Below are 21,516 nucleotides of genomic sequence, written 5' to 3' on the forward strand. Positions count from 1 at the left end.
GGTTTGGTCGTGCGAGTTCGCGTGGATGGCGGGCTCACGCGTGAGGGCCTGGTGGCGAGGGCTCCTGTGTACCCCGGTTTCGCGTTCCTTGGGCTTGCGCGGGGCGGTTTGGCGGTGCGGGCTCGTCTGCGCCACGGCCTCGCGCTTCTCGGGCTTGCGCCTGAGGGCTTGGTGGCGGGGGTTCGCGTGTGCTCTGGGCCTGTGCTCCTTCGGTTCGGGGGCGTGGGCCTGGTGGTGGCTTGCGCGCACTCTGGCCGCGTCGTCTACGTGGGTTCTGAGCGAGTGGGTTTTGCGCGCGTTGGTGGGCGACTGGGCTTCGCGTATGCGGGTTCTGCGCGGGAAGGTTCGGGGGGTTGGTCGTGGTGGTCAGGAGGGGACGGGGAGGCTGTAGACCAGGCGGAACTGGTCGCAGGGGATGACGATGTCGCTGGTTTCGACTGGGCGGTCGCCGGACCAGTGGGTGCGTTCGATGTGGAGGACGTGTACGCCGGCGGGGAGGTCGAGGACGTCGCTCTCGGCGGGCTGGGGGACGCGGCTGGAGACGTGTTCGATCACTTCGGTGATTTTCATGCCGAGTGCGGACAGGCGGCCGGTCACGTTGCTCACGTCCTCGCCGCTGTCGCCGAGGCCGGCCGGTTCGTACGACGTGGCCAGTTGTACGGGTTTGCCGTCGCCGCGGTAGACGAAGCGGGTTTTGGTGATCGGGGCCGCGATGTCGAGGCGGAGGCGGGCCGCGATGTCGGGGGTGGCCTCCGCGGGTTCGGTTTGCCAGTCCCAGGTGGCGCGGCGGCCTTGAGCATGCATGTCGACGGAGAAGGGGGCCTGGCCCCGGTGCAAGGGAAGCAGGGTCGGCCGTTCTCTGACCCGGTGGCCGGAGCCGACACGACCAATGATCAGCCCTTCCTGGGCCAGCACCCGGAGCGCGTGGCGGGCCGCGGTCTCGCCGACGCCGTATTTGCGGGTGATCTGGTGCCGGGACGGGATCGGGGCTCCCGGCGGCAGGGCGCCGTCGGCGATCTGTCGGCGGAGGTCCTCAACGACGCGCAGGTAAACCGGATCGGAGTTGGCCATCCATCCATCCCTCGGATTGTGAAGCGTTTTCCAATCTTGGCGTATCCGATGGACAACCCAGAGTAATGGACATGATCTGTGATTCCAACTTTACAGAGCATCAACAACCGACCTTAGGGGGTCAAAGCATGGCTCAATGGACGGATCGCTGGACCATCGAACTGCCTGGCATCCCGCCCATGGCGGCGGTCGCCCGGATCTTCGTACGGCAGTTCTTCGCAGGTCACGGCCGGATCGATGACGCCGAACTCGTCGTTTCCGAGCTTTTCACGAATGCGGTGCGTTACAGCCGATCGAAAGACGAGGGAAATGTCATTGTTGGCGCGATACGCCAGGAACGTTCTATTCGCGTCGAAGTCACAGACCAGGGATCCGAGTTGCTTCCCCAGGTCAGACACGCAACCCCGAACGAGGACACCGGCCGCGGCCTCTTCATCGTCCGCACCCTAGCCAACACCTGGGGCCACCAGACCCTAACCAACTCCACCACCGCCTGGGCCGTCCTCAACCCCTCCGAACCGAATACCTGCCCCTCCGCACTCCACCCACCCCCGTCGGTTCCGCTGGAGGACGCGTTCGAAGGTGTGGTGGATCTCCCACCCACCCTCCCTTTTGTTCTGTCCGGGCTCCGCCCGTCCCCGTCGGTTCCGCTGGAGGACGCGTTCGAAGGTCTGGTGGATCTCCCACTCACTCGCCCCTTTGCTCTATCCGGACTTCGCCCTGGGTTCCGCCGACCCCCGCACGATCCGTTGGAGCGCCCGCTTGAAGAGGCACTGGAAGGCCAGGCCAGATCCAAATTCGGCCGAAACGGCGACCGTGCTCGCCCCTACGTCCCTCCCGATCGTGCGGATTGGCCCGCCTTTTGTCCGCCCTCGCGGCAGGAACACCGCAGAGGATCCCTGACCCCCGGTCAACGACCCCCTTTGAATTAGGGGGCTTGAGGTACCACCAGGTGCTGGCAAGCCCGTATTGACCAGCTCCAGCCATCACGAACAGGAGGTGCATCTTTGATGGCTACGTTTCACGTAAGACAGCAGACCCACCAGCCCGTGCTTCCTCAGCGGGCTGCTCTGGAATCCGTGGGAGCAGACACCCCGGGTCGGGACGAAACGGCCCACGGACACGGCTACGCCGTACCTGGCGTGGAACATGAGCGAGGGGAGACCGGTCAGGCCGCACCACCTGACCGGCGTCACCCCTCAGGCGCTCCAGCGTCTGAGGGAGCGGCCCGTAAGGGCCAACATCCGATCGTGCATCCGGTCGTGTTCGTCCTGGACGCCCAGGGCCGTCCGCTCGACCCGTGCCACCCCGCTCGCGCCCGCAAGCTCCTGGCCTCCGGGCGGGCGGTTGTGGCACGACACACCCCCTTCATCATCCGGTTGAAGGACCGGACCGTCGATCAGTCCACCGTGGGCGGAGCTCACGTCGGCATCGACCCCGGCAGCAGACACACCGGGATCGCGGTCTTCACCAGCCACGATGGGCGCCGTAGCGGCCTGTACGCCATCCAGCTCGACCACCGGGGCGCCGCGATCCGCGACAAGCTGGCCCGCAGGGCCGCCTACCGGAGAGGACGCCGCTCACGGAACCTGCGTTACCGCGCGCGCCGCTTCAACAACCGGACTCGGCCGCAGGGGTGGCTTGCCCCATCCCTGCGGCACCGCCTCGACACCACCCTGTCGTGGATCGACCGGCTGACCCGGTGGGTTCCCCTGCGAGCGGTACACGTCGAACGGGTCGCGTTCGACACCCACCAGCTCAGTGCGGGCAAGCCACTGTCGGGTGTGGAATACCAGCAGGGCACCCTGGCGGGCTACGAGATTCGCCAATACCTGCTCGCCAAGGGGGGCCGCAGGTGCGCCTACTGCGGCGCGGGCGGCGTCCCGCTCAACATCGACCACATCCGGCCGCGTTCGCGGGGCGGCAGCGACCGGGTGTCGAACCTGACGCTCGCCTGCGTGCCCTGCAATCAGGCCAAGGACAACCTGCCGGTCCAGGAGTTCCTGGCCGGGAAACCGGACGCTCTGGCCAGGGTGGAGGCGCAGGCCAAGGCTCCGTTGCGGGATGCGGCCGCGGTCAACGCGACACGGTGGGCGCTGTGGCATGCCCTGACCGCGACCGCTCTGCCCGTCCACACCGGCAGCGGGGGCCGTACCAAGTGGAATCGGTCCCGGACCGGGGCACCGAAGTCCCACTCCCTGGACGCGCTGCACGTCGGCCACCTGGACCAGGTGACCGGCTGGCCCGGCACGGTCCTGATCGTCACCGCGACCGGGCGCGGCTCCTACGCCCGGACCCGCACCGACAAGTACGGCTTCCCTCGGCTGCGTCTGCCTCGCCTCAAGCAGGTCCACGGATTCCGCACCGGGGATTTGGTCCGCGCACGCGTGCCGTCGGGAACAAACGCCGGCGTCCATACCGGCCGCGTCGCCGTCCGCACCAGCGGCCGCTTCAACCTCACCACCGCCCACGGCACCCGTCAGGGCATCGGTTACCGGCATGTCCATCTGCTCCAACGAGCCGACGGCTACGCCTACACCGTCCGAGGAGAAGAGAGTTGATGTCCCCGCATGCTCAGGCCCTTGGCGGCCCTCCCACTCCCGTTTCCTCTCCGGCGTGAACGCCGAAGTATCCGCGGGAGGATGCGATGACGCCGACAACCCCCACGACAACCCAGCAGGCGACTCCCAAAACAGCCGGGCAGGCGACGTCCGCGACAGTGCGGCAGACAACGTCCGAGACAACCCGGCGGGTAATCCCCACGGCACCCCCGCAGACGATCCTCCCAACGAACCTTCAGACGACCTCTCCGGCAAGCTTCACCACCAGTTCCGCTCGCAGCCTTCCCACAATCTCGTCGATAGGTTTGAGGTGCATGGGCTGCACGTAGCTCCCGCGCAGGCGGGTTGTGAGGTGTTGCTCTGGTTGGTGCCGGTGGCGCGGGCGGATCGGACCAGGGTCAGGCAGCACACGTGTGAGTGCCGGGCGACCATCTACGAGCTCTGCCAGGCGGGTGGGCTGCGGTTCATCCGGCGTACCGTCCGGGGGCCTGATGGGCAGCGGGTGCATGAGACCGAGCGGCTTGTCGCGGCGCGGGCTGAGCGGGTGTGGCTGAGGCTGCTGTTGGGGCAGGCCCGCTGACCTGCGGCTTACTCCAGCCTCAGAAGACCGAAAAATTCTCTCCAGGAGTCTGTAACGCGCGTGTAAGAAACGGCGATTCAACGGATAGAGGCCGCTGATGTGTGTACCCCCGAGCACATATCGGCGGCCTCTTTCTCGTTGGGCGCGCCCGGGCGGGCGAGGCTAGCGGGGTGGCGAGGTCCACCGTTTCGGCGGATCCGGGTACCGTTCGGTTTATGGCCCCGCCAACTCGAACCTCTGACGCCCCCTTCGGCCGCATGCTCACCGCCATGGTGACCCCGTTCAGCGCCGACGGCGCGGTTGACTATCCGGGTGTGCAACGCCTGGCCACCTTCCTCGTGGACGAGCAGCGCAATGACGGCCTGGTCGTGAGCGGCACGACGGGGGAGTCTCCGACCACCACGGACGGGGAGAAAGAGCGTATCCTTCGGGCGGTGCTGGAGGCGGTGGGCGACCGGGCGACGGTCGTCGCCGGGGTCGGCACCAACGACACGGCGCACAGCGTGGAGCTGGCGCGGGCGGCTCAGCGGGCGGGGGCGCATGGCCTGCTGGTGGTCACGCCGTATTACAGTAAGCCGCCGCAGGAGGGGCTCTACCAGCATTTCACCACGGTCGCCGACGCGACCGCGCTGCCGGTGATGCTCTATGACATCCCCGGGCGTTCCGGTGTGCCGATCCAGACGGAGACGCTGTTCCGGCTGGCGCACCACCCGGCCATCCGCGCGGTCAAGGACGCCAAGGCCGACCTGTTCGCCGGCTCCATGGTCAGCGCGCACACCGACCTGGCCTTCTATTCTGGCGATGACACCCTCAACCTGCCCTGGTTGTCAGTCGGGGCGGCGGGGTTCGTCAGCGTGATCGGCCATGTCGCCGGCGCGGACCTGGCGATGATGATCGAGCATTACCGGGCCGGGGAGGTCGCGGCCGCGCTGGAGATTCACCGGCGCCTGCTCCCCGTGGTTTCCGGGATCATGAACCGCGCCGGTGGCGCGATCATGGCGAAGGCCGCGCTGAGACTTATCGGCCAGGACGCCGGCGTGGCCCGGCTCCCGCTGGTCGACGCAACAACCGAGCAAATCGCGCTGCTCCGCGCGGATCTAGTCGCGGGCGGCCTCAAAATCACAGGAGACTGAGTGCGTTCAGGAGAACATAGTAAAGAGGGTCGCGGATGAGCCATCCACACCCCGAACTCGGCCCCCCGCCGCCACTGCCCGAGCACGGCCTGCGCATCGTCGCGCTCGGCGGCCTCGGGGAGATCGGCCGCAACATGGCGGTCTTCGAGTTCGACGGGCGGCTGCTGATCGTCGACTGCGGGGTGCTGTTCCCGGAGCCTGACCAGCCAGGCGTCGACCTGATCCTGCCGGATTTCGACTACATTCGGGACCGTCTGGACGACATCGAAGCGGTCGTGCTGACCCACGCCCATGAGGATCACATCGGCGCGGTGCCGTACCTGCTCCGGGAGAAGCGGGACCTTCCGCTGGTCGGCGCGAAGCTGACGCTGGCGCTGATCGAGGCCAAGCTCACCGAGCATCGCATCCAGCCGGTCAAGCAGGAGGTGGTGGAGGGGGAGCGGCGCCGGTTCGGGCCGTTCGAGTGCGAGTTCTTCGCGGTCAACCACTCCATCCCGGACGCGCTGGCCGTGGCCGTGCGCACCCCGGCGGGGATCGTGCTGCACACCGGCGACTTCAAGATGGATCAGCTGCCGATGGACGGCCGGCTGACCGACCTGGGGGGTTTCGCCAGGCTCGGCGCCGAGGGTGTGGATCTGCTGATGTCGGATTCCACCAACTCGGAGGTGCCCGGCTTCGTCACCAGCGAGCGGGACATCGCGCCGATCATCGACGACGTGATCAGGACCGCCGAGAAGCGCATCATCGTGGCCTGCTTCGCCTCGCACATCCATCGTGTCCAGCAGGCGATCGACTCGGCCGAGAAGTACGGTCGAAAGGTCGCCCTGATCGGCCGCTCGATGGTCCGCAACATGGGGGTGGCCCGCGACCTGAACTATCTGAAGGTGCCGCCGGGCCTGCTGGTGGACTCCCGGGAGATCGAGGAGTGGCCGCCGGAGGACGTGGTGCTGATCTGCACCGGCTCCCAGGGCGAGCCGATGGCCGCGCTGTCCCGGATGGCCAACCGGGACCACCCGATCCGGGTGGCCGAGGGCGACACCGTGCTGCTGGCGTCCTCGCTGGTGCCGGGGAACGAGACGGCGGTCAACAAGGTCATCAACGGGCTGACCCGCTGGGGGGCCCGCGTCGTGCACAAGGGCAACGCGCTGGTGCACGTGTCCGGGCACGCGGCGGCCGGTGAGCTGCTGTACGTGCTGAACGCGACCAAGCCGTCGAACTTCATGCCGGTGCACGGCGAGTGGCGGCACCTGCGGGCGCACGCCAAGCTGGCCCGGCTGACCGGCGTCCCGGACGAGAACATCGTGATCGCCGAGGACGGCGTGGTGGTGGACCTGCTGGACGGCCAGGCCAAGGTCGTCGGCGCGGTCCCGGCCGGTTACGTGTTCGTGGACGGCACCTCCGTGGGCGACATCACGGAGGTGGCGCTCAAGGATCGCCGGATCCTGGGCGACGAGGGCTTCATCTCGGTGGTGGTCGTGGTCGACTCGACCACCGGCAAGCTGTCCGGCGGGCCGGAGATCACCGCGCGTGGCTCCGGCATCGACCCGGATTCGCTGGACCTGGTCATCCCGCAGATCGAGCGCGCCCTGCAGGACGCGGCGGCCGACGGGGTGGCGGACGTGCAGCAGATCCGCCGGGTGCTGCGCCGCACGCTCGGCCGCTGGGTGAGCGACTCCTACCGCCGCCGCCCGATGATCATTCCGGTGGTCGTGGAGATCTAGACACCCGAACGGCGCGTGACCCAGGGTCACGCGCCGTTTGTGTGCTTACGGGACCTGGACCGGTTCCTCGACGACCCGGCCCTCGTCGTCCAGGATGACCTCGGGGATCTCCTTGGGCACGCCGCGCAGCGCGTACAGGATGGCGAAGGACAGGATGGCGAGCAGGGCGGCGCCGGTGACGGCGCTCGCGTGCATGGCGTCGATGTAGGTTCGCTGGGCCGCGCCGATCAGCGCGTCGGCGAGTTGTGCGGGCAGGGTGGTGGCCGCCTGGACGGCGCCGCCCAGCGACTCCCTGGCCGCGTCCGCGACCTCGGCGGGCAGGCCGGCGGGCGGGACGAGGCGCTGGGTGTACAGGCCGCCGATCACGCTGCCCAACACGGCGATGCCGAGCGAGCCGCCGACCTCGGTCGCGGTCTCGGAGATGGCCGAGGCCGCGCCCGCCCGTTCCCGGGGCACCGAGGCGAGGATGGTGTCGTTGGTGACCGCGAAGGTGAAGCCCATGCCCACGCCACTGATCAGCATCGCGGGCAACATGAGCAGGTAGGGGGTGTCGAGCCCGATCAGGCTGTAGAGAAACAGTCCGAGCGCGGTGAGCAGCAGGCCGAACGTGACCACCTTGGCCCGGCCGATGGCGCTCACCAGGACGCCGGCGAGTCCGCCGCCGATGGCGGCCGAGACACCGCCGGGTATCCCGGCCAGCCCTGACATCAGCGGCGACCAGCCCCGGATGAGCTGGAAATACTGGGCGAAGGCGACCGACATGGCCAGCATGGAGAACAGGATGATCACGTTGGCGGCGATCGACCCGGTGAAGGCGCGGTGCTGGAACAGTTTGACGTCGATGAGCGGCTCGGTCAGCCGGGTCTGTCGCCGGACGAACACCACCAGGGCGACCACGCCGATCGCGGCCGAGATCCAGACCGCCTGATCGCCGATGCCGTCGTGGGCGGCGACCTTCATCGCGTACACCAGGCCGATCACGCCGACGAACGAGAGCGGCACGCTGATCAGGTCGAGCGGCCGGGAGCGCGGGTTGCGCGACTCGGGCAGCAGCAGCCAGCCGCCGATGAGCAGCGCGATCGTGATCGGCACGTTGATCAGGAACACCGAGCCCCACCAGAAGTGGTCCAGCAGCAGCCCGCCGACCACCGGGCCGACGGCGAAGCCGAGGGCGGAGATGCTGCTCCAAATGCCGACGGCGGCGGTGCGCTCCTTCGGCTCGGTGAACACATTCCTGATGATCGACAAGGTGGACGGCATGATGGTCGCCCCGGCCACGCCCAGCAGGGCGCGCGCCGCGATCAGCAGCTCCGGCGTCGGTGCGTACGCGGTGAGCGCGGAGGCCGCCCCGAACGCGACGGTGCCGATCAGCAGCAGCCGCTTGCGGCCGATGCGATCGCCCAGATTGCCCATCGTGATCAGCAGACCGGCCAGCGCGAAGCCGTAGATGTCCAGGATCCACAGCAGCTGGGTGGCCGATGGGCCCATGTCCTCCACCAGCTTGGGCATCGCCTGGTGCAGCACGGTGAGGTCGAGCGCGAGCAGCAGCATGGCCAGGCAGGAGATGACCAGCGTGCCCCACTTGCGGGCATTTGTTACTGAAGAAGTCATGGAAGCAGCGTGAGGGAGGCCGCTGACCAGCTGCCCACCGCGCGCTGACGGCCGCTGACGAGGCCGCTCTGGTATGCCCGCTCGAACGCCACCGAGCCCAGGGCGGTACGGCACTGCTCGGCCACCCAGGTGCGATCCGGGTCGTCGGGGTCGTGGCCGCTGCGCAGGGCCGTACTGATGCCGAGCAGGGAGGCGGCGCGGACCTGGTCGCCGCGGACGACCTCGACCCCGGCCAGGCCCTCGGCGACCCGGGCGGCGATGAGCAGGTTGCGGTGCGAGAAACCGGAGACGAGGGCGGCGCGGTGCCAGTTCTCGGCCTGGTCGGCGTCGCCTTCCGCGACGGAGATCCAGCCGAGCGCGATGTGCGCGAAGAGGCGGATCTCGTCGGCGCTGAACCACTCGCTGGAGCTGGTCACGGCGGATTCGCAGAGCCGCCGGGCGGCGGGCAGGTCGCCCTGGCGGCGGGCCAGCTCGCCGAGGCCGACGTGGGCGCGGGCCAGCATTTCCGGGGCGCCGGCCCGCCGGGAGAGCTCGGCGGCTCGCTCGTAGTCCGCGCGGGCCGCCTCCCACTGGTCGGCGACGACGGAGCGATGGGCCGCCCTGCGGCACAGCAGCTCGGCCAGGTCCACCGTGGCGTCGAGGCGTTCGACCAGCTCCATGGCCTGCTCGATGAAGGTGAGCGCGCGGGCCCGCTCCCCCCGCCATTCGGCCACATCGGACAGGCCGATCAGCGTCATCGCCATGCCCCAGCGTTCGCCGAGGGCCTGGAAGGCGCGGAAGGAGGGCCGCAGCAGGCGCTCGGCGTCCTCGACCCGCCCTTCGAAGAGGGCGAGCAGTCCCCAGCCGAACTCGGCGAGCGCATGGGTCCAGGGGTCCATCGGCACGTGCCGCTGCTGTTCCTGGAGGGAGTCGGACTTCTCCTTGGAGGGCGGCCCGAGGACCGTGGCCCAGAGCACGTTCACGTACGGCTGGTTGGGGAGCCAGTTGATGGACTGCATGATGCGGTCGGCGCGCTCCAGGTGGGGGCGCAGGTCCAGCCCGTGGCGGCCGCCGGTGGCGAGGGTGAGCACACACAGGGCGTACTCCTCGCGGTCGGGTGGCTCCGGGCCGAGTTTGGTCAGCAGGTCGGCCGCGATCGCGGCGCTCTCGCTGCGCAGGCCGCGCAGCCACCAGTAGGAGGTCAGCGCGGAGAACATGCGGAAGGCGCTGTTCTCGTCGGCGCGGTGCAGGGCGGAGATCAGGTTGTCGTGCTCGGCGTCGAGCAGGCGCAGCCAGTCCAGCTGGTCGGCGGTGCGCAGCAGCGGGTCCGCCGTCTCCGCCAGTTCCAGGAAATATCCGACATATGCGGCTTTGAGGGCTTCGGCTTCGTCGGCTTCGGCCAGTTCCTCGGCGCAGAAGGCGCGGATCGTGTCGAGCATGCGGTAACGGTCGCCCGCCACTTCGACGAAGGACTTGTCGGCCAGGCCGGTCAGCAAGTCGATGACCTCGTCGGCGGGCAGCCCGCTCACCCGCTCGGCCGCCTCTAGCGTCGCCCCGCCCGCGAACACCGTCAGCCGCCGGGCCAGCGTGCGCTCGGCCTCGTCGAGCAGGTCCCAGCTCCACTCGATCACCGCGCGCAGCGTGCGATGGCGGGGTTCGGCGACCCTGCTTCCCCGGGAGAGCAGCTGGAATTTGTCGGTGCGCTCCAGCCGGGCCGCCACCTCGGCCGCGGTCAGCGAGCGCAGCCGGGCGGCGGCCAGCTCGATCGCCAGCGGCAGCCCGTCCAGCGCCCGGCAGATCCGCGACACCGGGCCCAGGTCGTCGGCCGTCAGCGTGAAATCAGGGCGTACAGCGCTGGCTCGGTCGGCGAACAGCCGGATCGCCGGGTAGGCGAGCGCCTCCGGCAGCGTCGCGTCCACCGGGGGCAGGGCGAGCGGCGGGACCGGGCAGAGCCGCTCCCCGGTGATCCCCAGCGCCTCCCGGCTGGTGGCCAGCACCCGCAGCTTCGGGCAGGCGCCGAGCAGCCGTCCCGCCAGCGCGGCAGCCGCCTCGACCACGTGCTCGCAGTTGTCCAGCACCACCAGCAGCGCCCGATCCGCCAGCGCGGTCACCAGCCGGTCGACCGGGTCGGTGCCCTGCCGCGTGGTGGCCGGCAACAGCCCGGTCTCCCGCAGCCCCACCGCCGCCAGCACGGCCTGCGTCACCTCAGAACCATCCACCAAGGGCGACAGCTCAACGAAGCAGACCTCAATCCCCGGCCGTCCGGCTTGGGTGGCTGCTTCGATGGCCAGGCGGGTCTTGCCGGTGCCACCGGGGCCGGTCAGGGTGACCAGGCGCGATTCGGACAGCAGGCCGCCGATCACGGCCAGTTCGTCGGCGCGGCCGATCAGTGGGGTGAGCTGGGCGGGGAGGTCCTTTCTCGGGGGTGGGGCCTCCGCGCGCAGGATGGCCAGGTGGATCTCGGCCAGTTCGGGCGAGGGGTCCGCGCCCAGTTCCTCGGCCAGCAAGCGCCGGCCGTCCTCGTACGTCGCGAGTGCCTCCGCCTGCCGTCCGGTGGCGACCAGCGCGCGCATGAACAGGCCGCGCAGGCGCTCCCGCAGGGGATGCGCGGCGACCAGGTCGCCCAGTTCGGTGGCGAGATCGTGCCCGCCGAACTCGTTGCCGAGTACGGCTTCCGCGTGATCTTCGAGCGCGTTGAGACGGAGTTCTTCAAGGCGTACGGCAGAGGGCGCGAGGGTCTCGCCGAGGTCGGCCAGCGCGGGGCCGCGCCAGAGGTCCAGCCCTTCGCGAAGCAGGTCCGCGGCCCGGCGGGTGTTCCCGGTGGCCAGCGCGGCACGACCCGCCGCCGCCAGCCGTTCGAAGCGGCGCGCGTCCACGGACTCGGGGTCGACGTCCAGCTGGTATCCCGCCGGATGGCGCACGATCACCGGGGCGTCCAGCAGCTGGCGAAGTCGGGAGACCTGGGCCTGCAGGGCGTTCGCGGCCCCGGCCGGGGGCTCCTCGCCGTACAGGCCGTCGATCAGGTGGTCGGTGGTGACCACCCGGCCCGCGTCAAGGACGAGCATCCCGAGCAGGATGCGCAGGCGCGGACCGACGACGGCGACGATCTCCCCGCTGTCTCGCCGGACCTCCGTCGGGCCCAGGACGCCAAAACGCATACGTCAATTCTGGCCCACGATCAGTTATTGTCGGCTGATGTCTGGCATCGAGGTGGTCTACCGCAAGTACGGCGGCACCCTGCACTGGAACCATCCGGCCCGGCGGCTGGGCGAGGACGAGCACGGGGTCTGGGCCGGCTGCCCCGCCGGAACGGTCGGCAGACTGGGCGAAGGACCACCCGTGGTGTGGAAACTGCCGTTCGTCCTGCTCTTCCCCCGGGAGACCTGGTGGACGGCAACCTTCAACCCCATCGGCCACAAAATGGCGATTTATTGCGACATCACCACCGTGCCGGAATGGCAGGACGGCGAGGTCACCATGATCGACCTCGACCTAGACGTGATCAAACGCGCCGACGGCACGGTCTTCCTCGACGACGTGGACGAGTTCGCGGAACACCAGGTCTGGTTCGAGTACCCACTCGACGTCATCGAGAACGCAGAACGCTCAGCCACCTGGCTGATGACGGCGGTCGCCCAAGGCACCGGCCCATTCGGCGGCGCACACACGCGCTGGCTCGACCAGGTCAGCTGAGAGTTGCTGTGCGTATGGCCGATACTCCGGATGTGGGCCGGTTAGAGGAAGAGTTGTGATCACCGTGAAGGTATGGCCGCTGGCATGCCCGCCTCTTTGGAATCCGCCGTTCAGCACGACCGGGTTGACCGGATACCAGGGTTACTGGCCCGGCCAGTTGTCCTCATGTTCGACGAAGCTTCCCTTCCCCTGCACGCTGTATATCCAGCCCAGATCTCGTAACAGGGCCAGGGTTCGCCGGATGGTGGTCCGACTCGCCCCGTACGTGCGAGTGAGATGCTTTATGCCGGGAAGTGCCTCAAGAGGCAGATATGTCCCGTCCCTAATTTTCGAGATCACCTCATCGGCGATCGTCCGATACGGGCAATTCGCTTGAGAGGGGAGCAGAGGAGGGAAGCTCAACCATCGCCCTACAACGGTTCCGTATCCCGGCGAGAAGGTAACCAGCGCTTCCTTCCGAAGGATCTTCACCGCCTTGTTGACGGTCCTTCGTGATACTTCGAAGCGTTTCATCAGCTCATCTTCGCTCGGGAGCATGTCTCCCTCTTTGAACTCCCGGCTCTGAATCTGATCCCGAAGGATGTGTGCGATCTGCCGATAGAGCGGGTCCGGTCCTTCCCTGTCCAGTTCGATCCGGCGAGACGATATGAACAACGGCCGCCAGCGCGCATCGGTCATGCCAGCACCTCCTCCGCGTACCCCACACAGCAGGTCCCCGTGCTCATCCCGAACCACAGCGCCTCATCCACCGCCAACCCCCGCGCTCGCATCGCCGCGAGGGTACGAACCACGCCCCCGGCCCTCTGACCGGCCTCAGCACTGGTGCCGTCCTCATCGCGGGGCGTGTGATGCAGGAAACGACCCGCCAGCCCCGCACAGAACGCCGCGTACTCGCGGGTGTGGAGAACGAAGACGTGCCAGCCGACGCCGACGCGGGGAGAAAGCGCATAGCCCGCGCGAGGCTCCTGTGCCAGCAGCCGCAGAAACCCCAGCGCCTCATTCATGACCCGTTCGGCCGCAGGCAGGTACAGCCCCGGATACTCGAGCACGATCCGCCGCGTCAGCCTGCCCCACAGCATGTCGTCAAGCAGCGCCCGGACGTGCTCCCGATGCGGCAACTCGACCCTGACCAGGGATTCGGAAAACAGTTCAGTCATCTTGCGCCAGCCTTGCGATCCGCGATGCCGCCCGTGCATCCCACACCTCGATGCGCTTGTCCCGGCTGTGCCCCCAGGTGAAGACCCAGGCCCCCTCATCGGTAACCCATGCCATCACCCGCACCGGGCCAGATGCCCGCGCGATCCGTACCGCAGGCACCCGCTCAGGACCGACCTCAACAGCCGAACCCACCCCCAGCAGGTGGAGATCCCACGCCAGCCGCACCAGATGCAGGTACTGCTGCTGTCCCCGTTCCAATGCCGCCCTGCCGGGTTCGACGTGGATGGGGTGCGCATCGTTGGCCGGTTGCATCGACGGCTGTCGTGCAGGTTTCTTGCTCGGGTTGGCGATCAAGCCGACCTCCAATCGGACGAACGATGTAGGGTACTTCCCTAGGGCGAACTCCCTAGGGAGGTAGTCAAACCTTGCAGCTCCCCTAGGGAGGTTGTCAATGGGTGAGGGGAAGTTCATCCCAGGCGTGTCGTCTCCCCTAGGGAGACCGCCCTAGGCTGGTGATGAGGGGAGAGCGACCCCTCGTACAGGAGGAAACGCATCGTGGCTGGTCCCAGTGCGCGCCAAATCGCCGATGACCTACGACGGCGAATCGACTCGGGCGAGATCCCACCAGGTGGCCTCATGCCATCCGAAAGCGAGATCATCACCCGCTACGGCACGACCAAGGCCACCGTGCGGGAGACGGTGAACATTCTTCGCACCGAGGGGCGCATCGTCAGCAGGCCAGGCAAGGGAATCTTCGTCCGCAAGTTCAAGCGGTACGACCGGCACGGGTCCAAGCGCCATCTACGGTCCCACCGCCCGGCGGGAACCTCGCCGACCCAGGCCGAGACTGCACAGCAGGACATTCGTCGCGAACTCCAACTCCTCGGCGTCGCCACCGTTCCCGCACCCGCCGAGATCGCCGAACTCCTTGATGTCCCCACCGGCACCCTGCTGGTCCGCCGCCGTCACCTCATCACCCTCGATGGCGACCCCGCCCAAACAGCGAACTCCTACTTCATCGCCGAGCAGGTGCAGGGGACGCGGATCGCGCGCCATGAGGCCATTCCCGGCGGCGTCCACGCCGAACTGGCCAGCGTGCTGGGCAGGCCACTGACGGAAGCCAGGGAGGTCTTCGTAGCGCGTATGCCCACCCCGCAGGAAACCGAGACCCTCAACTTGCTCCCCGGCACTCCAGTCGTGGAGTTGTCGCGCACGATCTACGCGGGAGAACACGCGGTCGAAGCGACCAGCTTCCTGTTCGATGCGGGATGGCACAGGTTCACATACGACGTCCCGATGGACTAGTCGGGACAGCATGGGATCCGGGCCGCGCGTCTCACGCCATGCGTACTAGCCCACCGTGATATGGGGCGCCTATTCCCAATAGGGTGGCACATATTACTGAAGGGTGGTTGTAGTGATCATTGCATTGGATCCGCGGACCGGCCGAGCGGTTGGTGAGCCGATTCCCGAGAGCACGGAAGAGCAGGTCGTGGCGATCGTTGAGGCGGCGGCCACGGCGGGGCGGGCCTGGCGAGTCACGCCCGCCGCGGAACGGGCGATCGTGCTGGAAGCGGTCGCGGACGCGCTGATGGCGAGCGCCGACGACCTGTGGCGCGCCGCCGACACGGAAACCGCCCTCGGCGAGGTACGGCTACGCGGGGAGATCGCCCGTTCGGCCGGGCAATTCCGCCTGTTCGCCGAAGTTCTGCGCGACGGCGGATACCTCGACGCGATCATCGACCACGCCGATCCTCAGCTGACGCCCCCGCGCCCGGACATCCGGCGGATGAACCAACCGCTGCCCGGCGTGGTCGGCGTGTTCGCCGCCAGCAACTTCCCGTTCGCGTTCTCCGTCGCCGGAGGCGACGTGGCGTCGGCGCTGGCCGCGGGCTGCCCGGTCGTGGTGAAGGCACATCCCGGACATCCCGTACTTTCCGGGCTGGTCGCCACCGTCATCCAGGCCGCCCTGCCCGAGCCCGAACTGCTCGGACTGGTTCAGGGCGCGGACGCCGGGCGATACCTCGTCCAGCATCCGGCCGTGGCCGCGGTCGGCTTCACCGGCTCGATTCACGGCGGCAAAGCCATCCAGGGACTGATCAACGAGCGCCCGGACCCGATCCCGTTCTACGGCGAGCTGGGAAGCGTCAATCCGGTCATCGTGCTGCCGTCCGCGCTGAACGGCGACGTGACGAGCCTGGCGACCGGCTTCGCGGGCTCGCTGACACTCGGCGTCGGCCAGTTCTGCACGAATCCGGGCCTGCTCTTCGTCCCCGACGACGACACGCTCCTCAAGGCCATCGCGCACGCGGTCTCCGAAACGACCGGCGGCCCGATGCTCACACCGAAGATCCGCGACGGGTACGAGGAGGGGGTTGCGCGCCTCGCACTCGGGGCGACGGAACTCGCGATCGGCCAGGAAACCGCTCCGACGGGCGACATTGCCAGAATCGGTCAGGAGGGCGCTTCGGGCGACATCTCCGGAATTGCTGGAAGTGTCGTGCCGCGTGTGTTCGTCACCGATCTGGGAAGCTTCGCTGACCGTCTCCCGGATCTCGCGGAAGAATGCTTCGGCCCTGCGGCACTAGTCGTGAAATATCGGGATATTTCGCGTGTTGGTGAGGTCCTGGAGCGGCTTCCCGGCTCGTTGACAGCGACCGTACACGCGACAGACCCGGCCGAAGCCGAGCAGATCGCCGACGTCCTGACCCGCCTTGCCGGACGCGTGATCTGGAACGGCTGGCCGACCGGCGTCGCCGTCTGCTGGGCCATGCATCACGGCGGTCCCTGGCCCGCATCCACCTCGGCCGCGCACACCTCGGTAGGAGCGACCGCGATAAGCCGTTGGCTGGCCCCCGTCGCGTACCAGAACTGGCCGGACACCCTGCTCCCACCGGAGCTGCGTGACGACAACCCGCTCAACGTCCCCCGCCGGGTGGACGGCAGCCGTTGAGGCTTTCGTGAAGGCTCCGCACTCCGCGACTCCCGGCGCAAGGCCGTCATCAACCGGGCCAAGGACCCCGACGACGGGCTGGAGTCGCTGATCGTCAACAGCATGCCGTCATCGCGCGCGAGCTGGTTGTTCAGGTGAAGGCGAATCGCAAAGAAGGATTGGATCTCCTGTGAGCCGGTCCGGGCTTTCCTGCGGGCGACCGTCAAGCTGGCTCGCTACAACTATCCGCTGGACCATGAGGGCAAGGTCATTGAACTGGTTCTGCGGCAGATGGAGCATTTCGCAGGTGTGTGGTCGAAGGACGGCACTCGGTGAGGAGAGCGTTGGCGATTCTGCGACCGGCATCCGGCAGACTGTCGTCTGGAAGAGGCTCTACCGGGTCCCAGCGGGACGGCGTGGTCGCGGCGATCGATTTGGAGCCGTCGCCTCAGGCGACAATCCGACGCAATTCGGCACCGTCACTCGGGTCAACGAGCTCTTGGTGTAGAACTCGTGCAGGGGCGAGGGGTTGATATGACATGAGCGAGAAGATCTCAAGGCCGGCTTCGCCATTTGTGACCAGGGTTCGCGTGCGGGACTTTCGGTCGATCGCTGAGTGTGACGTCCGGTTGGAGCCGCTCACGATCCTGGCTGGTTTCAACGCGGCGGGGAAGTCCAACTTCCTGGACGCGATCCGCTTCGTGCGCGACGCGCTCGTCTTGTCCCCTTCGCGTGCCGTGGCTAAACGAGGCAGTCTTGGGTCGCTCCTGCGAAAGGCCGAGTCCACGGGCGGCGAGGCGTCCTCCTTCCTGATCGGCCTTGATCTCTCGTTTGGACCTGGCCAGGGTGAGGCGACTTATGAGATCCAGATCGGCCGAAATCCGGAGAGCAAACGTTCGGTCCTGGTGGTTGCCGAGAGTCTTCAGCTGACGGTCCAGGAGGTGCACGCGCAGTATTCCGTTGGCCAGGTTGGCGGAGCGCGGGAACGGGAAGTTCGAGGCGACGGTCTTCCAGGGGCCCGGCTGGATCCGGATGAACTGCTCCTACCGATCGTGGGTCGCCTTTCACCGTACGACACCCTGCTGCGCGCGCTTGCTTCAATGAGGTTCTATGACCTCGATACTGATGTGCTCCGCGAGTTGGATGACACCAGGGTCAGCCAGACACAGCTCGGGGAGCGGGGTGAGCACCTGGGCCAGATCCTCGGCCTACTGTCAGACCGTCATTCCGAGGTCAAGGAGTCGGTGGACGGGTGGCTGCGCTGGCTGATCCCGTCATTGCTCGGTGTCGACCGTCGGATGCAGGGCGACTACGCCACCATTCAGGCCCGTTTCTGGAGTGGCGATCCCGTCGTGCCCTTCTGGGAGGCGGTGAACTCCGGGGACGTTCATGCCGGCGATCCGTCCGTTCAGGTCTTCCAGCGCGAGCAACTCTCGGAGGGAACCGTTCGCGGAGCGGGTGTACTCGCTGCTCTGAACCAGCCGGATGCCCTAACCGGCGGTATCTCGCTGGTGGCCATCGAGGAACCTGAGCTCGCTATCCATCCGGCCAAGGTGTCGGGGCTTTTGGCGGCGATGGAGGAGGCCTCACAGTGGACACAGGTGATCGCTACTACGCAGAGCTCCGACTTGCTGTCGGCGGAGGAAATCGAGCCGTCGAGCCTGCGGATCGTTGAGATGGTCGACGGGGTCAGCAGGATCGGTGAGCTGAGCGACAAGATGCTGCTTGCCTTGCGGAAGAACCCGTCGTACCTGGCGGACTATCACCGTCACGGGCAGCTTCGTCCCGCTGACGACGCCCATGGGGAGAACAGAGAGTGACCGACACGTCTCTCCGGATCGTCACGATCGTTGAGGGCGAAGGCGAGGTACAGGCACTGCCAGTCCTCCTCCGCAGGCTCGCCACTGAGATTGCCCCTGATCTCTGGGTGGACGTGCCCCGGCCCTGGCGAGTAAGCCGAGACTCTCTGGTCGCTGAGAGCGGCATCGAGTCCGAGCTCGATCGGGCAGTCGCCGGTCTCGACGACGTGACTGGTGTGCTGGTGCTCCTTGACGCTGATGACGACTGTCCCGCTCAACTTGGTCCCCGGCTCCTCGCCCGCGCCCGGGGAGCCCGGCCCGACCTGCGAATTGTCGTCGTGCTCGCCAACCGCGAGTTCGAAGCTTGGTTCCTCGCCTCCGCCAGTTCGCTGCGCGGCTGTGCGGGCCTGGCGGCCGACCTCCAGGAACCAGCCGACCCGGAGCAACCCCGAGGTTGCAAGGAGTGGCTGTCCAAGCGCCGGATGGACGGCCGCCCGTACAGCCCGAAGAAGCACCAGACCAGCCTCGCCGCCCAGTTCGACCTTCACCTAGCCCGCATGAACGCCCCGTCCTTCGACAAATTCTGGCGAGACATTGAGCTTCTCATCCAGGATTACGCGGGAAAGGGCGGTGGAGGCCGTGGGCGACCTGCGTGAGTTGATCACGCAAAATGACCCGGCCTCCAAGTTTGTCGCGCATGTTCAGCAGGTGATACTGGTCGCGATCTTTTGCGCTGAGCGGATGGTTGAGCCAGACGCTGTCCGGAATCTCTAGGGCACCTCATAGGTACATGTGATTGCCACCCCGATGGGGGCAGGCTTCGTCGATATCGGGCAAGTGGAACAACTCACCGGCGATCTCGTACGGAGTGCGTACCGGGCACCAGATCAGCCGAAAGGGCTGCCTTCTTGCGGTGATTGTGGCCCCAGCCACCTTCAACAGCATCAACAAGTGGGCAACCGGGATCGCGGACACGTTCGCGGTCGGGGTGCCATCTGTGACTGATGGGGCTTGGTATTCCGATACTCGCCGTGCCGCTGTTCAAGGACGCCTTGCCCCTCTATCGCGGAGTCGGACCTTCGCTCAAGTTCGAGTGCGTGTCATTCCGTGTCAAGCGGCCGATGCTCATGTTCTTGCCATTACTTTGACGACGTCTTGAGCGAGCGTCAGGTCGGTGGCGGCAACAAATTTCTGCCGCTGGTTCATGGCCTCCACGACATCGGCCAACGTCCCGAACCGGAAGTCGAGAGGTAGGGGACGACCTTGAAGGTCGAGGACAACGCCGCCAGCGGCTTTGAGGATGTAATGGCCTGGGGCAAGGTCCCAGATCGCGAATCCCTTAGCGAACTCGATCATCGCGTCAGAAAAGCCTGCGGCAACATGGCATAGGCCAATCGACCCGAAGTCGACACCGATGCGCCCCCGGTTCACCCCGTTCCGAGACCTCTGACTCAACGCCTGCATGAGTTGGGTTTGCTCGGCCAGCGGGAGAAAGCGTTCCATTGGCTTCATGAGATAATTGGTGACCAATGAATCCGACAGTGCAGCGGACTTTCTCAGACGAAGTGGGTGGCGACTCCCGTCTGCTGCGATAAGGAAGGCTTGGTCTTCTCCAGTATGGAAACGGGCCGCGACATAGATCTGTAGGTGGTGGAAGATGTCTCCAACCACAGCTGCGATTGGGCGCGCAAGGGCACGCGAGTAGACCAGGACGTGCGTGTATCCGTATAGGGCTCGAACGGCAAGTTCGCTGGTGTCGAGCGGATCAACCAAGACACAGAGATCGGGATCGGGATCATCGCCGATTACCTGCGGGTCTGCCTCTTCGGAGGCGTAGATGTACGACGGAAGCCACTCCGAGATTAGCTGTTTGTATCGTTCGTGCATCCATAGGTCATAGGCCGACAGGAAGTTGTCGGCGTGTCGTGGATTCTCACTCTCCGCGCTCTCGCCTGAAAGAGCGGCCTCGATCAGTCGAGGGCGGATCTCGCTGATAATCGTCGCAACCAGGTTGGCGAGATGTTGCGCGATGTCTGGCAACAGCGATTCAGACGTCACGATGGGTTGCCTTTCTTCTGGTCAGCGTAGCTCTAGGGGCGGTTCGATCCCGGGGGGACTCATCGTCGCGGCTATGAATACTGCGGCAAAATCGGCAGCTCTCATGATTCCGGCGCCGGTCAGGTCGTCGAAACTTGCCACCTCCAGTCCAGGGTCTTTCGTCATCGCACCGAAGACAACAAAGTAGATTTCAGCCTCGGGGTAGCGCTGGCGGATCTCTTGCGTGATGAAGCCGACGACGTTTGCGTGTTTGACCTCGAAGTCACACAGAACGATCGTCGGAGCCTCGCGCAGATTCGGATAGACCGACGCGCCATCGAGGGCGATTTCATCACGGTTCTTGATGCACTTGAGGTAACCGATAGGGCAGCGCCCGAATTGCGCAGACGCAAGGAAGGTGGCCATAACTAGGCCAGCTTCGTTAATCCCGAAGCAGGCATCCGCTTCCAGTCGCCGCCCCAGGTTCTTGATTTGGTGAATGAGCCGTTCGAGCCCCAATCCGAAGCATGCCCATGTCAAGTTCAGCAACTGACCGGGCTGAGGGTTTGGTAACGAGAACAGACGGATCGCAGGATTTCCGTACTCAACGGTGGGCACCGCGAGACTGAAATCGCTGCCGATGATGTTGCCCTCTGCGATGAGCAGTCCCGAGGGCGATAGTTCCGATCGCGGCACCCTGGCTGGGAAAGCCATCTCCTGCGTCTCCGGGCGCGTGGACGGCAAGGTTGCAGCAGTAAATCTCTTGAGCGAAAGCTGATCTTCGGGGGCAAGTCGTTCGTACGCCTCTGCCACTAGGTCGCTGGGGGAGATAGGTTCATCGGCCACGCCCAATGGACCGTGGCCGTACGCGGTGGCGAGAATCAACAAACTTGAGAACGTCGGCGGTGACCCTGCTCTGCCATGGCTTCGTGCCCATGTCTCCCAGGCATTGACGGAAGTACCGCCGAGGCTGGTCTGATGACCGGTCACCTCGTTGTAACGAAGAGCGGCCTGATCTTGCGAGAGGCCACAGGCGTAGCGGTGCGCCTGAAGGCTACAGATATCAGGATTCCGATTCATCAACTCGACGGCAGCTTCTTTGACCGATCCTGATTCCTGCCACAGCTGCTTACCCATACGTGCCAATTCCCGCCCGCGCGCTTGCGGACTAACATCGACTCGCTTCTGAGCTGGCATAGCGTGCTCCTCCACCACTCTGCGCCTTCAGCGCGGTTCGCGGG

At 66.7% G+C, this 21,516-nt stretch carries 19 protein-coding genes; 11 read left to right on the forward strand and 8 right to left on the reverse strand.

Annotated features, from left to right (window positions below; translation table 11 throughout):
* Window positions 1–366: 366 nt before the first annotated feature.
* Window positions 367–1,071, reverse strand: coding sequence for a GntR family transcriptional regulator (locus Amac_RS43790; protein WP_155360361.1), 705 nt, complete (start codon window positions 1,069–1,071; stop codon window positions 367–369).
* A gap of 179 nt (window positions 1,072–1,250) precedes the next feature.
* On the opposite strand from Amac_RS43790, the gene Amac_RS58220 reads away from it, so the two are divergent.
* From Amac_RS58220 to Amac_RS43815, 5 genes are all read left to right on the forward strand, one after another.
* Window positions 1,251–2,003 (forward strand): ATP-binding protein, encoded by a 753-nt coding sequence (locus Amac_RS58220; RefSeq protein WP_373869939.1) that lies wholly within the window; start codon window positions 1,251–1,253, stop codon window positions 2,001–2,003.
* A 318-nt stretch (window positions 2,004–2,321) separates the two neighbouring features.
* On the forward strand, window positions 2,322–3,632 hold the full coding sequence (gene iscB, locus Amac_RS43800) for an RNA-guided endonuclease IscB (protein WP_246269082.1): 1,311 nt from the start codon (window positions 2,322–2,324) through the stop codon (window positions 3,630–3,632).
* A 352-nt stretch (window positions 3,633–3,984) separates the two neighbouring features.
* Window positions 3,985–4,212, forward strand: a complete 228-nt coding sequence (locus Amac_RS43805) for a hypothetical protein (RefSeq protein WP_246269083.1) — start codon at window positions 3,985–3,987, stop codon at window positions 4,210–4,212.
* 215 nt (window positions 4,213–4,427) lie between these two features.
* Complete coding sequence (dapA, locus tag Amac_RS43810; protein WP_155360364.1) at window positions 4,428–5,345, forward strand: 4-hydroxy-tetrahydrodipicolinate synthase; 918 nt, start codon at window positions 4,428–4,430, stop codon at window positions 5,343–5,345.
* A 35-nt stretch (window positions 5,346–5,380) separates the two neighbouring features.
* Window positions 5,381–7,066, forward strand: a complete 1,686-nt coding sequence (locus Amac_RS43815) for a ribonuclease J (RefSeq protein WP_155360365.1) — start codon at window positions 5,381–5,383, stop codon at window positions 7,064–7,066.
* Between the two features lie 45 nt (window positions 7,067–7,111).
* Here Amac_RS43815 and Amac_RS43820 read toward each other — a convergent pair whose 3' ends face one another.
* Together Amac_RS43820 and Amac_RS43825 are read right to left on the reverse strand one after the other, a co-directional pair.
* Window positions 7,112–8,677 (reverse strand): DHA2 family efflux MFS transporter permease subunit, encoded by a 1,566-nt coding sequence (locus Amac_RS43820; RefSeq protein ID WP_155360366.1) that lies wholly within the window; start codon window positions 8,675–8,677, stop codon window positions 7,112–7,114.
* Complete coding sequence (locus tag Amac_RS43825; RefSeq protein ID WP_155360367.1) at window positions 8,674–11,814, reverse strand: AfsR/SARP family transcriptional regulator; 3,141 nt, start codon at window positions 11,812–11,814, stop codon at window positions 8,674–8,676. Before Amac_RS43825 ends, Amac_RS43820 begins: the two co-directional genes overlap by 4 nt.
* A 37-nt stretch (window positions 11,815–11,851) precedes the next feature.
* On the opposite strand from Amac_RS43825, the gene Amac_RS43830 reads away from it, so the two are divergent.
* Window positions 11,852–12,349, forward strand: a complete 498-nt coding sequence (locus Amac_RS43830; RefSeq protein ID WP_155360368.1) for a DUF402 domain-containing protein — start codon at window positions 11,852–11,854, stop codon at window positions 12,347–12,349.
* A gap of 141 nt (window positions 12,350–12,490) precedes the next feature.
* On the opposite strand, the gene Amac_RS43835 is transcribed toward Amac_RS43830, so the two are convergent.
* From Amac_RS43835 to Amac_RS43845, 3 genes are read right to left on the reverse strand one after another with little or no spacing between them, the layout of a single operon-like run.
* Window positions 12,491–13,027: a winged helix-turn-helix domain-containing protein gene (locus Amac_RS43835; RefSeq protein ID WP_155360369.1), complete on the reverse strand. Its 537-nt coding sequence runs from the start codon at window positions 13,025–13,027 to the stop codon at window positions 12,491–12,493.
* The gene (locus Amac_RS43840; protein WP_155360370.1) at window positions 13,024–13,506 is read right to left on the reverse strand and encodes a glycine-rich domain-containing protein; all 483 of its coding nucleotides are present in this window, start codon (window positions 13,504–13,506) and stop codon (window positions 13,024–13,026) included. Before Amac_RS43840 ends, Amac_RS43835 begins: the two co-directional genes overlap by 4 nt.
* Window positions 13,499–13,861, reverse strand: a complete 363-nt coding sequence (locus Amac_RS43845; protein WP_155360371.1) for a hypothetical protein — start codon at window positions 13,859–13,861, stop codon at window positions 13,499–13,501. The genes Amac_RS43840 and Amac_RS43845 overlap by 8 nt, the downstream gene beginning before the upstream one ends.
* Window positions 13,862–14,062: 201 nt before the next feature.
* Here Amac_RS43845 and Amac_RS43850 point away from each other — a divergent pair, with 201 nt between their 5' ends.
* The 5 genes from Amac_RS43850 (at window position 14,063) to Amac_RS43870 (ending at window position 18,894) form a co-directional block, all read left to right on the forward strand.
* Window positions 14,063–14,812: a GntR family transcriptional regulator gene (locus Amac_RS43850; protein WP_170322955.1), complete on the forward strand. Its 750-nt coding sequence runs from the start codon at window positions 14,063–14,065 to the stop codon at window positions 14,810–14,812.
* Between the two features lie 112 nt (window positions 14,813–14,924).
* Window positions 14,925–16,460, forward strand: a complete 1,536-nt coding sequence (locus tag Amac_RS43855) for an aldehyde dehydrogenase (NADP(+)) (protein WP_155360373.1) — start codon at window positions 14,925–14,927, stop codon at window positions 16,458–16,460.
* Window positions 16,461–16,667: 207 nt separating this feature from the next.
* Window positions 16,668–16,775, forward strand: a complete 108-nt coding sequence (locus Amac_RS56850; protein ID WP_246269086.1) for a DUF3387 domain-containing protein — start codon at window positions 16,668–16,670, stop codon at window positions 16,773–16,775.
* Between the two features lie 203 nt (window positions 16,776–16,978).
* Complete coding sequence (locus tag Amac_RS43865) at window positions 16,979–18,259, forward strand: AAA family ATPase (RefSeq protein ID WP_155360374.1); 1,281 nt, start codon at window positions 16,979–16,981, stop codon at window positions 18,257–18,259.
* On the forward strand, window positions 18,256–18,894 hold the full coding sequence (locus Amac_RS43870) for a DUF4276 family protein (protein WP_155360375.1): 639 nt from the start codon (window positions 18,256–18,258) through the stop codon (window positions 18,892–18,894). Before Amac_RS43865 ends, Amac_RS43870 begins: the two co-directional genes overlap by 4 nt.
* 469 nt (window positions 18,895–19,363) lie before the next feature.
* Here the strand turns inward: Amac_RS43870 and Amac_RS43875 are convergent, their stop codons facing one another.
* Both Amac_RS43875 and Amac_RS43880 read right to left on the reverse strand, forming a co-directional pair.
* Window positions 19,364–20,296, reverse strand: coding sequence for an inositol monophosphatase family protein (locus Amac_RS43875; RefSeq protein WP_246269084.1), 933 nt, complete (start codon window positions 20,294–20,296; stop codon window positions 19,364–19,366).
* A 21-nt stretch (window positions 20,297–20,317) separates the two neighbouring features.
* A complete protein-coding gene (locus Amac_RS43880) occupies window positions 20,318–21,412 on the reverse strand; it encodes a hypothetical protein (RefSeq protein ID WP_155360377.1) in 1,095 nt (364 codons plus the stop codon).
* Window positions 21,413–21,516: the final 104 nt, after the last annotated feature.

Origin of the sequence: Acrocarpospora macrocephala (genome assembly GCF_009687865.1) — a bacterium.
Classification (GTDB): Bacteria; Actinomycetota; Actinomycetes; order Streptosporangiales; family Streptosporangiaceae; genus Acrocarpospora; species Acrocarpospora macrocephala.

Bases quoted from the DNA above. Each gene is read 5' to 3' on its own strand.
- Amac_RS43790 (WP_155360361.1), bottom strand. From the start codon at position 1,071: ATGGCCAACTCCGATCCGGTTTACCTGCGCGTCGTTGAGGACCTCCGC.
- Amac_RS58220 (WP_373869939.1), top strand. From the start codon at position 1,251: ATGGCGGCGGTCGCCCGGATCTTCGTACGGCAGTTCTTCGCAGGTCAC.
- dapA (WP_155360364.1), top strand. From the start codon at position 4,428: ATGGCCCCGCCAACTCGAACCTCTGACGCCCCCTTCGGCCGCATGCTC.
- Amac_RS43815 (WP_155360365.1), top strand. From the start codon at position 5,381: ATGAGCCATCCACACCCCGAACTCGGCCCCCCGCCGCCACTGCCCGAG.
- Amac_RS43820 (WP_155360366.1), bottom strand. From the start codon at position 8,677: ATGACTTCTTCAGTAACAAATGCCCGCAAGTGGGGCACGCTGGTCATC.
- Amac_RS43825 (WP_155360367.1), bottom strand. From the start codon at position 11,814: ATGCGTTTTGGCGTCCTGGGCCCGACGGAGGTCCGGCGAGACAGCGGG.
- Amac_RS43830 (WP_155360368.1), top strand. From the start codon at position 11,852: ATGTCTGGCATCGAGGTGGTCTACCGCAAGTACGGCGGCACCCTGCAC.
- Amac_RS43835 (WP_155360369.1), bottom strand. From the start codon at position 13,027: ATGACCGATGCGCGCTGGCGGCCGTTGTTCATATCGTCTCGCCGGATC.
- Amac_RS43840 (WP_155360370.1), bottom strand. From the start codon at position 13,506: ATGACTGAACTGTTTTCCGAATCCCTGGTCAGGGTCGAGTTGCCGCAT.
- Amac_RS43865 (WP_155360374.1), top strand. From the start codon at position 16,979: ATGAGCGAGAAGATCTCAAGGCCGGCTTCGCCATTTGTGACCAGGGTT.
- Amac_RS43880 (WP_155360377.1), bottom strand. From the start codon at position 21,412: ATGGGTAAGCAGCTGTGGCAGGAATCAGGATCGGTCAAAGAAGCTGCC.